Annotated in this window: 9 protein-coding genes; 5 read left to right on the top strand and 4 right to left on the bottom strand. The window is 73.6% G+C overall.

Annotation, left to right across the window (positions count from 1 at the left end; all coding sequences use genetic code 11):
* Nucleotides 1–100 precede the first annotated feature (100 nt).
* The 3 genes from H9623_RS13505 to H9623_RS13495 form a co-directional block, all read right to left on the bottom strand.
* A complete protein-coding gene (locus H9623_RS13505) occupies nt 101–4,741 on the bottom strand; it encodes a hypothetical protein (protein ID WP_193720562.1) in 4,641 nt (1,546 codons plus the stop codon).
* A gap of 115 nt (nt 4,742–4,856) precedes the next feature.
* Nucleotides 4,857–6,092, bottom strand: coding sequence for an AI-2E family transporter (locus tag H9623_RS13500; protein WP_193720561.1), 1,236 nt, complete (start codon nt 6,090–6,092; stop codon nt 4,857–4,859).
* Nucleotides 6,093–6,141: 49 nt separating this feature from the next.
* Complete coding sequence (locus H9623_RS13495) at nt 6,142–7,386, bottom strand: diacylglycerol/lipid kinase family protein (protein ID WP_193720560.1); 1,245 nt, start codon at nt 7,384–7,386, stop codon at nt 6,142–6,144.
* 111 nt (nt 7,387–7,497) lie between these two features.
* Here H9623_RS13495 and serS point away from each other — a divergent pair, with 111 nt between their 5' ends.
* The 3 genes from serS to H9623_RS13480 all read left to right on the top strand — a co-directional run bounded on the left by serS (nt 7,498) and on the right by H9623_RS13480 (nt 10,233).
* Nucleotides 7,498–8,808, top strand: a complete 1,311-nt coding sequence (gene serS, locus H9623_RS13490) for a serine--tRNA ligase (RefSeq protein WP_193720559.1) — start codon at nt 7,498–7,500, stop codon at nt 8,806–8,808.
* A 125-nt stretch (nt 8,809–8,933) separates the two neighbouring features.
* Complete coding sequence (locus tag H9623_RS13485) at nt 8,934–9,746, top strand: HAD family hydrolase (protein ID WP_193720565.1); 813 nt, start codon at nt 8,934–8,936, stop codon at nt 9,744–9,746.
* Between the two features lie 49 nt (nt 9,747–9,795).
* Complete coding sequence (locus H9623_RS13480) at nt 9,796–10,233, top strand: GNAT family N-acetyltransferase (protein WP_193720558.1); 438 nt, start codon at nt 9,796–9,798, stop codon at nt 10,231–10,233.
* Nucleotides 10,234–10,302: 69 nt separating this feature from the next.
* Here H9623_RS13480 and map read toward each other — a convergent pair whose 3' ends face one another.
* A complete protein-coding gene (gene map / locus H9623_RS13475) occupies nt 10,303–11,085 on the bottom strand; it encodes a type I methionyl aminopeptidase (RefSeq protein WP_193720557.1) in 783 nt (260 codons plus the stop codon).
* 156 nt (nt 11,086–11,241) lie between these two features.
* Between map and H9623_RS13470 the strand changes: the two genes are divergently transcribed.
* Complete coding sequence (locus H9623_RS13470; protein WP_193720556.1) at nt 11,242–12,249, top strand: LacI family DNA-binding transcriptional regulator; 1,008 nt, start codon at nt 11,242–11,244, stop codon at nt 12,247–12,249.
* A gap of 242 nt (nt 12,250–12,491) precedes the next feature.
* Nucleotides 12,492–13,880 (top strand): ABC transporter substrate-binding protein, encoded by a 1,389-nt coding sequence (locus H9623_RS13465; RefSeq protein WP_193720555.1) that lies wholly within the window; start codon nt 12,492–12,494, stop codon nt 13,878–13,880.
* The last annotated feature ends 62 nt before the right edge of the window (nt 13,881–13,942 follow it).

The raw sequence follows: 13,942 nt of genomic DNA, 5'->3' as shown, positions 1-13,942 counted from the left end.
ACCAGCCGAGCGCCTGCGTGATCTACTGACGACCACATAGGTCACCAGGTGTTGCGAGGACCACGAGAATCCGCCGTCTCCGCCCGGGCGCTGCGTCGTCCTACCGGCCCGACGCCGCAGGTTCCGCGGCGTCGTCGGGTGCGCCGGCGCCGTCGGGCGGGGAAGGCACGCGGCCCGACGACGTCGCGTCCGTCCGTCCCGTGCCCTCCCGGGTGTCGGGTGAGGAGCGCAGCGCGAGCAGCCCCACGAGCGGGACCGCCGCGAACAGCATGACGGTCGCGATGCGGACCCCGTAGTCGTTGACGACGGCACCGCCGAGGGCTGCGAGGAGCAGCGACCACAGCAGCGGCCGCAGGATCGGCCACTGCTCCTCGGTCCGCGCGAACCACCGCGGGGTCCAGCGGACCGCGCGCCACAGCATGAGCGCGGTCGCGACCACGATCACGAGGGTCAGCCAGGCGGGGACGCCGCTCGTCACCGTGCGCAGGGCGTACCCCGCCTTGCGGGCGATGGTCTCCCACGCGGTGCCGTCGATGACGGACTGCACGAAGATGCCCAGGTGCGATCGCTCGGAGGCGGGCTGCATCCAGTCGAGCACCCCGATGACGCCTACGAGCACGACTCCGGCGACGCCGATCAGGAACAGTCGTTGGAGCGTCACCCGGACGTTCGCGACGTGGAGCACGAGGACCGCGCACGCCGGCACGAGCACGAGCCCGCCGCCGACGTCGGCTCCGAGCGTCGGCCAGAGGTCGACGACGGTCGCGACCGCACCGATCCCCGCCGTGGCGAGGATCGCGAGGACCTTGTGCCCGCGTCGCAGGAGGATCGTCGCGACGGCAGCGGCGGTGAAGAGCGCCGCCACCACGTACACCGAGTACGTCGGGTTGCCGTAGCCGTAGAACCGCCCGCCCAGCGTCGGGGACGGACCGAGCGGGCTGCCGCGGTGCAGCGGGGTGCCGAGGACCGCGTCCAGGGTCAGGACCACGAACGTGAGACCGGAGATCAGCGCGGGCCCGGCCCAGGCCGGCCGCCGCGGGGCGAGCGCGCCGACGCCCGCCACGATCGCGGTGCACCCGATCATCGACGCCCACATCGCGGCGCTCGTCGTGCCGAAACGCCACCAGGCCCACGTCGTCATGAGGAAGAGCCCTGCGGGCAGGGCCGCGAGGAAGAGCATCGACCCGTCCGCCACGGACCGGGCGAGGCGTGCCGACCAGGGGCGGGCGCCGCCGAGGCGCGGCCCCAGGAAGGCTGCGGCGGCGAGGATCGCGAGCGCGATCCACAGCGGGATCGTCGTGACGCTCCCCGCGACCCCGCGCAGCGCCTGGTCGCGCAGCGTCAGGTCGGAGAGCTGGTCCACCGACGTCGCGACGTCGGTGGGGCGCGGCGCCGACGACACCAGGGGAGCCCCGGTGAACTGCGGAGGCTGCGGCACGACTGCGGCGTCGAGGACGGTCGTCGGCACGTCGAGCAGGCGGACGACCCCTTCCCACTTGGTCGACGCGGCGGACAGGTAGCGTGGCGTGGTCTCCCCGGCCGTGTCGGCGAGCGCGACTCCGAGGAACGGACGGGCGACGGCCGGGTTCCCGACGTCGACCACGAGGACCGTCGCCCCCGACGGGCTGGCGCGCAGCACCTGCCGGACCGTCGAGTCGATCGCGCGGAGCTCGGCGTCGCGGACGTCGGCCGCCGAGGGGCCGCTCTCGCCTTCAGCCGCGTCGCCTGCTGCTGCGTCGTCCTGTGCGGTGGTGCCGGTGAGACCGGCCTCCGCCGCCGCGGCGTCTTCCGCCGCGTCTGCCGCTGCGGCGTCGTCCACCCTGGCCGTCCCGAACGGCGCGGCCCCGGCGTCGACCATGGTCACGGGGCACGAGAACGCCGCGGCAGGGTCCGCGAGGGCCTGCTCGACCTCGAGGTAGCGATCCACGCTCCCGTCCGTCCGCGCCAGCGCGAGCGCCGCCCCGGGCCCGATCGCGGTCGCGCACACGTCGCCGTCGGCGAGCTGGTCACCGAGCACACCGAGCCGGGGCCGGAACTCCGAGGAGGCCTGGAGGTCGGACAGCGGCTCCCAGCCGTCGACCGTCACGGCGCCCGACGTCGAGGTGGCGTCCGCGGCCGACACGCTCCAGGGGGCGCACGCCCAGGACCCGTCCTGCATCTCCCCGGTCACGGGCGCCCGCCCGGCCGACAGGGCGAGCCAGCCCGCGCCGACGCACTGCCCGTTGCGGCCCGTCACGCCGGGCGAGATGCCGCCCGCGCTCGCACCGTCGCGCATCATGCCCCACAGCGTCGGGGTCACCGCGGGGGAGAGGTCCGTCCAGCGGACCCCTGCCGTCCCGACGACGACCACGGCGGTGCCCGGTGCCGCGACGGGCTCACCGTGGGCCGACGGGACGGCGCCTGCGACGGCGGCCAGGTTCTTCGGGGTCGGGACGACGACGAGGGCGAGCAGGACCGTGGCGAGGAGGCCGCCGCCGACGGCGAGGAGCACCGCGGGCATGCGTCGGACAGGCGCGTCCAGCCGCGGGTCGAGCGTCGCGGGCTCGGGCTCCACGTCGCCGACCCACGCGGCGCCGATCAAGCACGCCGCCATGACCAGGGTGAACGCGGCCACGACGATCCCGGAGTCGTTGGCCAGGGTGCCCACGACAGCGACCGTCACCACGGCGACCACGGTCGTCCTGAGCTGGGGCCACGTGTCGTACTGCGTGCGCAGCCCTGCGGGGCGGAAGCGCACGGGGCCGACGAGCGCGAGGCACGCGACGACGCACAGGACCGCCGCGAGCGCGCCCGCAGGGTTCGCGACGGTCGCCCAGGCGCCCGCGGCCTTGGACGCGACGACGCCGAACGCGTCGCCGTCCAGCACGTTCCCGAAGAAGATGCCCAGGTGCGACGGCTTGCCCGGACGCAGCCAGTCGATCGCGGCCACGAGCCCCACGACCGTGACCGTGAGCACGCCCGCCATCAGGACCCGTCGGACGGTGAACCGCGCGCCCGCGACGCCGACCACGAGGACCGTGAAGCCGGGGACGAGGGCGATGATGCCCCCGAAGTCGGCGCCGAAGGCCGGCCAGCCGTCGACGACCACCGTGACGACGCCGATCGCGGTGGCAGCGGCGATCGCGGCCCGGCGCCGGCCCAGGTCGCCGAGGCGCGCGGCCACGGCGCCCGCGAGCACGAGCGCGCTGGCCGCGTAGACGGCGAAGGTCATGTTGCCGAACCCGTAGAACCGCGCCCCGAGCGACGGGGTCGAGCCCAGGATTGACCCCTGCTGGAGCACCGTCCCGGTGAGACCGTCGACCGTCAGGATCAGCCAGGTGATCCCCGCCGCCGCCGCGGCGAGCCGCCACCGCCCCACGGGGAGCAGCCGGGAGACGAGCCAGGCCGCGAGGGCGACCGCGACCGTCCCGACGACGCACCACAGGGCGGCGGTGAACGTCGGGGCCGGCGAGACCCACCATCGCGACAGGGCCGCGAGGTAGGCCCCCGCCGGTGCGCTCGCCGCGAGCAGCAGGGAAGCGGTCGAGAGCCGCCTCGTGACGGGCCCCGGTCCGCCGTGACGGCGTCGACCGAGCAGCACCGTCCCGACGGCCGCCGCGGCGCCGAGCACGACGATCCCGACGAAGATCGGCAGGACGAACGTCGACGTCGTGCTCATCTCGTTCAGGTAGCGACGGTTCTCGACCGTGCGCTCGGTGCTCATGCGCCGCTTCTCGTCGACCTCGAACGGTGAGCCCAGCAGGTCGGAGACGTCCGCACCCGCGCTCGCACCGATCGTCGCGGCGAGGTCTGCGAGCGAGACGATCCCGGGTCGACGGGTCGAGGCCGACGCGAGCCAGCCCGCGGTGGTGGTGCCCTTGCGCCAGTCGACGACGACCTGGAGCCCGTGCGCCTCGACCGGGGTGTCCGAGACGCCCGCGACGACGACCGACGAGCCCGTGGGGATCGCCTCGACGAGCATGGCCAGCGTCTCGTCCAGCCCGCGCAGGGTCTCCCGGCGGTCCGCCGGGTCCGACGGGAGCTCGCCCAGGTCGGCGACCGTCACGGGGCAACGGGCGAGCTCGTCGGACGAGAGGTTCTCCAGGGCGGTCGTGTACCGCGCGACGTCACCGTTCTGGTCGGCGAGGGCGATGGCCCCACCGGGACCGACCGCCGTCGAGCACGTCCCCGTCGTCGCGATCAGCGAGCCCAGGGTTCCCGGGGTGCCCGACGTGGCGGCGACGGGGACCTCGTTCGGCTCGACGGCCGGGTCGACCGTCAAGGACTCCCACCCGTCGACGTGCGCCGGGCCGACGATGTCCGTGGAGGTCGCCTGGACGGTCGGCACGGGAGGGCAGTCGAGCGGGACGTACGACCCGGTCTCCGGCGTGGGCTCCGACGGCAGCGTCGTGGGGTCCTCGCTCGGTGCCGGCTGCGGCGCCAGGGACTTGCCCCCGGCCGACAGGGTCAGCCAGGCGTCGACCGGGCACGTCACGGTCGTCGCGGTCCGCACCGAGATCGACGCGGCAGACCCCTCGCGGAGCATCGACCACAGGGTCGGGGTCGACGCCCGGCTCACGTCGGACCAGTGGAGCCCGCCGACCCCGACGACGACCGTCGGGTCCGTGGGGGTCGGCGCCGTCGCGGGGTCGGCGGTCGCGGGCAGCGCCGTCCCGACGAGGGAGGCGAGCGCGATGAGCAGCGCGACGAACCCGCGACGACGGGTGCGACGAGAGGTCTGTGCGGGGGCCGGTTTCGTCACCTGACCAGCCTACGGGGCGGACGGAGGCGGCTGGGCGGGGCCACGACGTCGGGCACCGATCCTCCACGAGGTCGGCGCAGCACGGCCTAAGGCGTCCCCGGGCGGACCGGGGGTCTCAGGGCTCGCGCTCGAGCGGTGAGGCACCGGCGGAGGCGCCCGTCGGCTCGTCGGGGCGAGGGTCGGGGTCGGCCCCGCCCTCGTCCTGCGACCCGGGTGACCCGGGCGACCCGGGCGCCCCGGACGCGGGCCCGTCGGGATCCGACGGGCCGGTCGGCTCGGGCGGCCCCGCGGGCGGCGCGGCCGACGTGTCGCCGGACAGGTAGCGGAGCCAGCCCGATCCCGGGTCGCCCTCGACGACGAGCGCCCGGGTCAGGAGCGTGAGCGGGATCGCGAGGATCGCCCCGAGCGGACCGATCACGAGGGTCCAGAACACGACCGAGAAGAAGCTGAGCGTGAGGCTCAGGTTCACGGCGTCCGCCACGAACTTGGGCTGGACGAGCACCTGCAGGACCACGTTGACCACGCAGTACACCGCGACGACCGCGAGGGCCAGGGGCCAACCGCCCACCACGAGCGCCATGACCGTCGGCGGGACCACGCCGAGCACGAACCCGATGTTCGGGACGAAGTTGGTGACGAACGCGAGGATCGCCCAGACGGCCGGTGCGGGGACACCCATCCACCACAGGGCCACGCCGTCGATCACTGCCACGACCGCGCCGAACGACGCGTTCACGACGAAGTACCGACGGACCCCCGAGTTGTACGCGGTGATCCGGTCGAGCGTCGCCGGGCGCTGCCCGCCGAAGCGGGCACGGGCGTCCTGGTACCGCGTCGCGTCGGCGGCCATGAAGATCACGTAGGCGAGCACGAAGAAGAAGGCCGTCAGGACCGTCATGGCCGTCCCGCCGACGCTCGCCGCGAGGCCCGCGAGCGTGCTCGGGTCGAGCCAGGACGCCAGGGCCTCCGTCACCTGCCCCTCGACGCCGAACGACTCGAGCCACGCCGTCGCCTGCTCGACCATGGTCGACAGGTCGTCGAGGTACTGCCCCACGAGGCCCGCGAACTGCACGCCCGCGAACGCGAGCAGCGCGGCGAGCGCCCCGAGGATCAGGTACGCCACGACGATGGTCGCGGTCGTCGCGGCCCAGCGCGGCCAGCCACGGCGTTCGAGCGGTGCCCGCACGGGCTGCACGATGATGACGACGACCGCCGCGAGGGCGAGCGGGCCGAACAGGCCGCGCGCGAGGTAGACCCCCGCGAGGACGATCACGGCGGCGGCCAGGCTGAGCAGGGTGCGGGTCGAGGGCGCCAGGCCCGGCGGCCGAGGGGCGTCCTGCAGTGCGGTCATCTAGGGGGTGCTCCTCGGTCGGTAGGTCAGGACGAATGATGCCGGGCCGTCAGGCCGTCCGCACGACGAGCCCGCCCGGCTCGACCCAGGCCTCGAGCTCGACGGCCCGCCCCAGGAGGTCGCCGTCCACCTGCGCCTGCTCGCCGCCCTCGACACGGACACGGACCCGCCGGGCGCGTGCGTGGTCGATGCGGCCGATCTTGGCGGGCAGGTCGTTGCGGACACCGAAGCCTTGCATGACCACGTCCCCGAAGAGCTGCGCCCACCCGACGACGCCACCTCGGGTGTCGATCGCGGCGATGTCGAGGATGCCGTCGTCGAGCACCGCGTCGGGCAGGAGCGTGATGCCCCCGGGCAGCTTGCCGCAGTTGCCGATCAGCAGCGTCCGGAGCTTGGCGTCGACCGGCGGGGTGTCGTCGAGCTGGATCGTCGCGCGCAGGCGGCGCCCGTGCAGGTGGCGGATGCCGGCCACGAAGTACGCGACCCAGCCCACCCTGGCCTTGAGGGTCGCGTCGGCGTCGGCGACCATGGCGGCGTCGAAACCCAGCCCGGCGATGACGAGGAAGATGTGCTCGGTCTGCGTGTCCGGCTCGGGGGGCGCGTCGGCAGCGGCGCCGTCGACGCCCGTCCCGTCGACGCCCGTCCCGTCCGCGGCCGGGTCGGCGTCCAGGGCGTCGACGACGACGCCGTCACCCGCCGCGTCCCGTCCCGGGGCGCCGGTCCGCGCCGTCTCGCGCGCGGCGCCGTCGGGCTCGGCGAACTCCAGGACGCGCGCCCAGCCCACGTCGATCACGCGGTCCGCGCCCGCGACCACGATGCGCAGGGCCTCGTCGGGGTCGGCGATGGGCAGGTCGAGGTTGCGGGCGAGGAGGTTGCCCGTGCCGAGCGGGATCAGGCCCATGGGCCTGCCCGTGCCGACCATGGCCTCGGCGACCGCGCGGACGGTGCCGTCCCCGCCGACCGCGACCACGACGTCGGCGCCGCGTGCCAGGGCCTCGCGCGTCTGCCCGACGCCCGGGTCCTCGATCGTGGTCTCGAGCCACAGGGGCTCGGGCAGGTCGGCCTCGGCGCACACGCGCCGCACGGTCCGCTCGAGGTGCGCGACCGCGGGCTTCGACGGGTTCGCGACGAACGCGATGAGCTGGCCGACGTCCTCGGCGAGCGCCTCGGCGACCGCGAGCGGCGGGTCGAGGCGGCGTCGGCGCCGCTGCTGGGACCAGACAGCCAGCGCGACGGTCAGCGCGACCGCGGAGATCGTGACCGCAGCGACCCCCAACCACATTTCCCAAGCCATGTCCGACACGGTAGCGCCAGGGGTGCCGGCGGCGGCGCCCGAGGCCGCAGAAGGTGACGTACCCGACCGTGCCCGTGCCGCGCCCGCCCGCACGTTGGATACCCTCTAGAGGTGATCGATCTTCGACTTCTGCGCGACAACCCCGACGTCGTCCGCGCCAGCCAGGTGGCCCGCGGCGACGACCCCGCCCTCGTGGACCAGGCGCTCGACGCCGACTCCCGCCGTCGCAGCGCGCTGACGGACTTCGAGCAGATGCGCGCCGAGCAGAAGTCCCTGGGCAAGAAGGTCGCCCAGGCGAAGGGCGACGAGAAGACGGCCCTGCTCGCGCACACCAAGCAGCTCGCGGAGGGCGTCAAGGCGCGCCAGAAGGACGCCGACGACGCCGAGGCGCAGCTCAAGGCGATCCTGTACAAGATCTCGAACGTGATCGCGGGAGCCCCTCCCGGCGGCGAGGAGGACTACGTCGTCCTCCGCGAGGAGGGCACCGTCCGCGACTTCGCGGCCGAGGGCTTCACGCCCCGCGACCACCTCGAGCTGGGCGAGGGCCTGCGCGCGATCGACACCGAGCGCGGTGCCAAGGTGTCGGGCGCGCGGTTCTACTACCTCACCGGCGTCGGGGCGCGCCTCGAGCTCGCGCTGCTCAACGCGGCCATGGACCAGGCGACGCAGGAGGGCTTCACGCCCGTCATCACGCCGACGCTCGTGCGCCCCGAGATCATGCAGGGCACGGGCTTCCTGGGCGAGCACGCGGACGAGATCTACCGCCTGGAGGCCGACGACCTGTACCTGGTCGGCACGAGCGAGGTCGCGCTCGCGGGCTACCACTCGGGCGAGATCCTCGACCTGTCCGACGGACCCAAGCGCTACGCGGGCTGGAGCGCGTGCTACCGCCGCGAGGCCGGGTCGTACGGCAAGGACACGCGCGGCATCATCCGCGTGCACCAGTTCCACAAGGTCGAGATGTTCAGCTACGTCGACCCCGCGGACGCCGAGACCGAGCACCAGCGTCTCCTCGCCTGGGAGGAGGCCATGCTGCGCAAGTGCGAGCTGCCGTACCGCGTGATCGACACCGCGGCGGGCGACCTGGGCTCGAGCGCGGCCCGCAAGTTCGACTGCGAGGCCTGGCTGCCCACGCAGGAGCGCTACCTCGAGCTGACCTCGACCTCGAACTGCACCACGTTCCAGGCCCGCCGCCTGGGCGTGCGCGAGCGCGTCGAGGTCGACGGCAAGACGGAGACCCGCACGGTCGCGACGCTCAACGGCACGCTGGGGACGACGCGCTGGATCGTCGCGATCCTCGAGAACCACCAGCAGCCCGACGGCTCGGTCCGCGTCCCGGAGGGCCTGCGGCCCTACCTGGGCGGGCTCGAGGTCCTCGAGCCGGTCGGCTCGTCGAAGGGCTCCTCGAAGGGTACGGCGTGACGGGCCCCTCGCAGGCTGTCACCAGCACCACCCGGCCCGACGCCGCCGCCCCCGCGGGCGCGCCGTCGCACCCGGGCGAGGTGGCGCCGTCGGGCACGGCTCCTGGCGCCGGCGAGACCGCTGCGGTGTCCCCGGCGCGCCCGGGGGAGGGCCCGCTGCTCGTCGCGCTCGACATCGACGGCACGATCCTGAGCCACGAGGACGTCCTGAGCGAGGGCGTCGTCGAGGCGATCGCGGCCGTGCGGGCCGCAGGGCACCACGTGATGCTGTCGTCGGGCCGCTCGCTCATCGCGGTGCTGCCCATCGCGGAGCGCCTGGGCCTCGACGAGGGCTACATGGTGTGCTCCAACGGGTCGGTGACGGCCAGGTTCGACGCGTCGTCGCCCACGGGCTACGTGGTCGACGAGGTCATCACGTTCAACCCGGAGAACGCGCTGCGGCTCCTGCGCGACCACCTGCCCGACGCGCTGTTCGCGGTCGAGGACGTGGGCGTCGGCTTCCGCATGAACGACCTCTTCCCCCATGGCGAGCTCGACGGGGAGCACCGGGTCGTGGACTTCGAGGAGCTGTGGTCGGGCGAGGTCACGCGAGTCGTGGTGCGCGGGCCGGGCGCGACGAGCGAGGAGTTCAGCGAGCTCGCGAGGTCCCTCGGGCTGAGCGACGTGACGTACGCGGTCGGGTGGACGGCCTGGATGGACATCGCGCCGCTCGGGGTGACCAAGGCGAGCGCGCTCGAGCGTGTGCGCGGGCTGCTGGGGGTCGCGCCGGGTGCGACCGTGGCCGTGGGCGACGGGAGCAACGACATCGACATGCTGCGCTGGGCCGGTCGCGGGGTGGCCATGGGGCACGCCGAGCCCGAGGTCAAGGAGGCGGCCGACGAGGTCACGGGCAGCATCGACGAGGCCGGTGCGGTCGCGGTGCTGCGCAGCCTGGTCTGAGGGCTCGCGGGCTGCTCGCGCGGGACCGGCCGGGCGCTAGGCTGCGCGCGTGAACGCCACCGCCACCGTCCGCCGGGCCACCCTCGACGACCTCGACGCGGTCTGGCCCCTGGCCCGGGACTTCGCGACGTCCTTCCGCCCCGAGCGCGAACCCTTCGAGGCGACCTTCCGGTCCCTCCTGACGGCCCCCGACGCCCTGCTGCTGGTCGCGGACCGGGGGAGCGGCGCCGTCGGGTACCTGCTGGCCCACCGGCACCCGACGTTCCTCGCGAACCGCCCCGTGGTGTGGGTCGAGGAGGTCGCGGTCGACGCGGCGCTGCGCGGGCACGGGGTGGGCCGGGGACTCATGACGGCGGCCGAGGACTGGGCCGTGCGGTCCGGTGCGGCGTACGTGGCGCTCGCGAGCAGACGGGCGGGCGACTTCTACCTGGCGCTCGGGTACGAGGACTCGGCGACGTTCTACAAGAAGAACGTCTCGCCGAGGTAGAGGAGCGGCGTCGCGGTCCGGGGGCCGGGCCCTCCACCTCGACGCCGGCCCCCGACCTCGGGCCGAGCGTCAGTCGCGCGCGGTCAGGACGAGCGGACCGTCCTCCGTGATCGCGACCGTGTGCTCCGAGTGCGCCCCGCGCGAGCCGTCGGCGCTGCGCAGCGTCCAGCCGTCGGGGTCGGTGAAGATCTCGTCGGTCGTCTCGAGGAACCACGGCTCGATCGCGATCACGAGGCCCGGCTTGAGCGGGAACCCGCGGCCCTTGCGGCCGTCGTTCGGCACGTGCGGGTCGCCGTGCATGGTGCGACCCACGCCGTGACCGCCGAAGTCGGTGTTGATCCGGTAGCCGGCCGCGCGGCCCACGGCCGCGATCGCGGCAGAGATGTCGCCGACCTTGTTGCCCGGCTGAGCGGCCGCGATGCCTGCGGCCAGCGCCTCCTGGGTCGTCTCGATGAGCTTGCGGTCGGCCGCGCCGCGGTCGCCCGGACGCGGGGTCCCGACGACGAGCGACACCGCGCTGTCGGAGACCCACCCGTCGACCGACGCCGCGAAGTCGAGGCTGAGCAGGTCGCCGTCCTGGAGGCGGTAGTCGAACGGGAGGCCGTGCAGGACGGCGTCGTTGACCGACGTGCACAGGACCTTGCCGAACGGGCTCGCCCCGAACGAGGGGTGGTAGTCGATGTAGCAGGACTCGGCGCCGCGCTCCGCGATCATCTTGTGCGCCATGGCGTCGAGCTCGAGCAGGTTGACGCCGACCTTGGCCGCCGCGCCGACCTGCGTGAGGACGTCCGCGACGAAGCGGCCCGCCGGACGCATCTGCTCGATCTCGCGGGGGGTCCTCAGCTCGATCATGGTGTTCCTCTCGGTGGGTGGGTGCTCGTGCCGGGTCGCCGCGGGTGTCGCGGCGTCGTCCGGCCTGCTCCCAGGGTGTCACGGGAGGGCCCAGGAGGTGCAACCACGGGCGGCGCAGATCGTCGCTCCCGGCCGACAGTGGGAGAATCGCTCCTCGTGGCAGGAATCGACGAGGTGGCTCAGGCAGCAGGCGTGTCGACGGCGACGGTCTCGCGCGCGCTGCGAGGGCTGCCCAACGTGTCGGCCTCGACGCGGGCCCGGGTCCGGGCGGAGGCCGAGCGGCTGGGGTACGTCCCGTCGCCGTCGGCGGCGTCGCTCGCGACGGGGCGGACCCGGACGATCGGTGTCATCACGCCGTGGGTGAGCCGCTGGTTCTTCGCGAACGTCATCGAGGGCGCCGAGCGTGCGCTGCGCTCGGTCGGGTACGACGTGCTGCTCTACACGTTCGAGGTCGACGACGGGCGCCCGCGTCGCACGGTCGACCCGACGGTCCTGCGTCGGCGGGTCGACGGCACGCTCGTGGTCGGGCTCCCGCTCGAGGACGACGAGGTGGCCTCGCTCGTCGCCCTGGGGACGCCGCTGGCCTTCGTGGGCTCGGGGCCTGCGGACCAGGTGACGGTCCGGCTCGACGACGTGCGGACCGGGTCGCTCGCGACCCGCCACCTGCTGGACCTGGGGCACCGTGTCGTCGGGCACATCACGGGCCAGCCGGACCTCGTCTCGTCCTGGTCGCCGCCGGTCGAGCGGTCGACGGGGTACGAGCGCGCGCTGCGCAAGGCCGGGATCGAGCCGTCGCCCGACCTGGTCGTGAACGGGGGCTTCGACGTCGAGGGGGGCAGGTCGTCGACCAAGGAGCTGCTGCGCCGGCGTCCGGACGTCACGGCGGTGTTCGCCGCGTCGGACGAGATGGCGATGGGGGCGATCCTCGCGGCGCGCGACCTGGGCATGGACGTGCCCGGGGACCTGTCGGTGATCGGCGTCGACGGGCACGACCTGGGCGAGCTGGTCGGGCTCACGACCATCGGGCAGGACGCCTACCAGCAGGGAGCCGACGCGTCGATGCTGCTCATGGAGATGATCAACGGCGCCCCCGTGCCCGACAGCCTGACGTACCCCACGCACCTGGTCCGGCGGACGTCGACGGCGGCGCCGCGCCGGTCCTGACGGCGGGGCCGCGTCGGTCGGCCCGCACCTCTGCGGACGCTCGGAGTGGAAGCGCAACCACCGTGGGCGGTTGCGAGGTCCCATGAGTAACGGAATCGTTACTCGCGAACCGACCTCTTGGGCTTGCGCAACGACGATGTAAACGCTTGCATTGCAGAGGGCGGTCCACGTCGAGGACGACGGACCGAGGCAGCCGCGGGCCGACCGCGATGTCAGCACCACAACGTTGTGGAGGAAATGTCATGACCAGCAGCAGACTGTCAGTCAAGCGCCGCGCGCTCGCGGCCGTCGCCGGTGGAGCGAGCCTCGCCATCGTGCTCACCGCCTGCTCAAGCGGCGGCAGCGGAGACGACGAGAGCTCGAGCGGAGGGGAGGCGTCGAGCATCGACTGCGCCCCCTACGAGGAGTTCGGCGACATCGACGGCACCAAGGTGCACGTCTACACGTCGATCGTCGACCCCGAGGGCGCGACGATGCAGGCCTCCTTCGAGCCCTTCACCGAGTGCACGGGCGTCGAGATCGACTACGAGGCCTCCCGCGAGTTCGAGGCCCAGCTCCTCGTGCGCGTCAAGGCCGGTAACGCCCCCGACATCGCCTTCCTCCCGCAGCCCGGCCTCCTCCAGACGATCGTCCGGGACACGGGCACCATCGTCCCCGCCCCCGAGTCGGTCGCCAAGAACGTCGACGAGTTCTTCGAGCCCACCTGGAAGGACTACGGGACCGTCGACGGCGTCTTCTACGCGGCCCCCATGGACGCCAACGTGAAGTCCTACGTCTGGTACTCGCCCGCGGCGTTCGCCGACGGCGGCTACGAGATCCCCGAGACCTGGGACGACCTCATCGCGCTCTCCGAGCAGTACTCCGAGGACAACGACGGCGCGCTCCCGTGGTGCGCGGGCGTCGAGTCCGGCGACGCGACCGGCTGGCCCGGCACCGACTGGGTCGAGGACATGATGCTCCGCACCGCCGGCCCCGACGTCTACGACCAGTGGTACACGCACGAGATCCCGTTCAACGACCCGCAGGTCGTCACCGCGTTCGACACCGCCGGAGAGGTCCTCAAGGACCCGGCCATGGTCAACGCGGGCCTGGGCGGCGTCGACTCGATCGCCACGACCCCCTGGACCGAGGCGGGCATCGGCCTGCTCGACGGCACCTGCTTCCTCCACCGCGCCGCGAACTTCTACCAGACGCAGTTCCCCGAGGGGACGGACGTCTCCGAGGACGGCGAGGTCTACGCCTTCTACCTCCCGACCAACCAGACCGACATCAAGCCCGTCGAGGTCGGCGGCACGTTCGCGGCGGCCTTCAACGACCGCCCCGAGGTCCAGGCCTTCCAGACGTACATCTCGAGCGCCGACTGGGCCAACGCCAAGGCCAAGGCCACGCCCAACGGCGGCTGGGTCAACGCCAACCTCCAGCTCGACCCGGAGAACCTCGCGACCGAGTTCGACCGGCTCTCGGCGTCGATCCTCACCGACGAGAACTCCATCGTGCGCTTCGACGCGTCCGACCTGATGCCCGGGGCCGTCGGCGCCGGGACGTTCTGGACCGGCATCGTCAACTGGCTCACCGGCCAGAGCACGCAGGAGGTCGTCGACCAGATCGAGGCGTCCTGGCCGACGTCCTGACCGACGTCGCCCCCAGCACCACGGGGTGAGGAGCCGGGGGGGGGCCGGCCCCCCCCCGGCTC

Source organism: Oerskovia douganii (assembly GCF_015142735.1).
GTDB lineage: Bacteria > Actinomycetota > Actinomycetes > Actinomycetales > Cellulomonadaceae > Oerskovia > Oerskovia douganii.
The sequence above is the reverse complement of the archived record's forward strand: the minus strand, read 5'-3'. Positions and strand labels throughout refer to the sequence as shown.

Coding starts and splice junctions, on each gene's coding strand:
- H9623_RS13500 (WP_193720561.1), bottom strand. CDS start 6,092: ATGACCGCACTGCAGGACGCCCCTCGGCCGCCGGGCCTGGCGCCCTCG.
- H9623_RS13495 (WP_193720560.1), bottom strand. CDS start 7,386: ATGGCTTGGGAAATGTGGTTGGGGGTCGCTGCGGTCACGATCTCCGCG.
- H9623_RS13465 (WP_193720555.1), top strand. CDS start 12,492: ATGACCAGCAGCAGACTGTCAGTCAAGCGCCGCGCGCTCGCGGCCGTC.
- map (WP_193720557.1), bottom strand. CDS start 11,085: ATGATCGAGCTGAGGACCCCCCGCGAGATCGAGCAGATGCGTCCGGCG.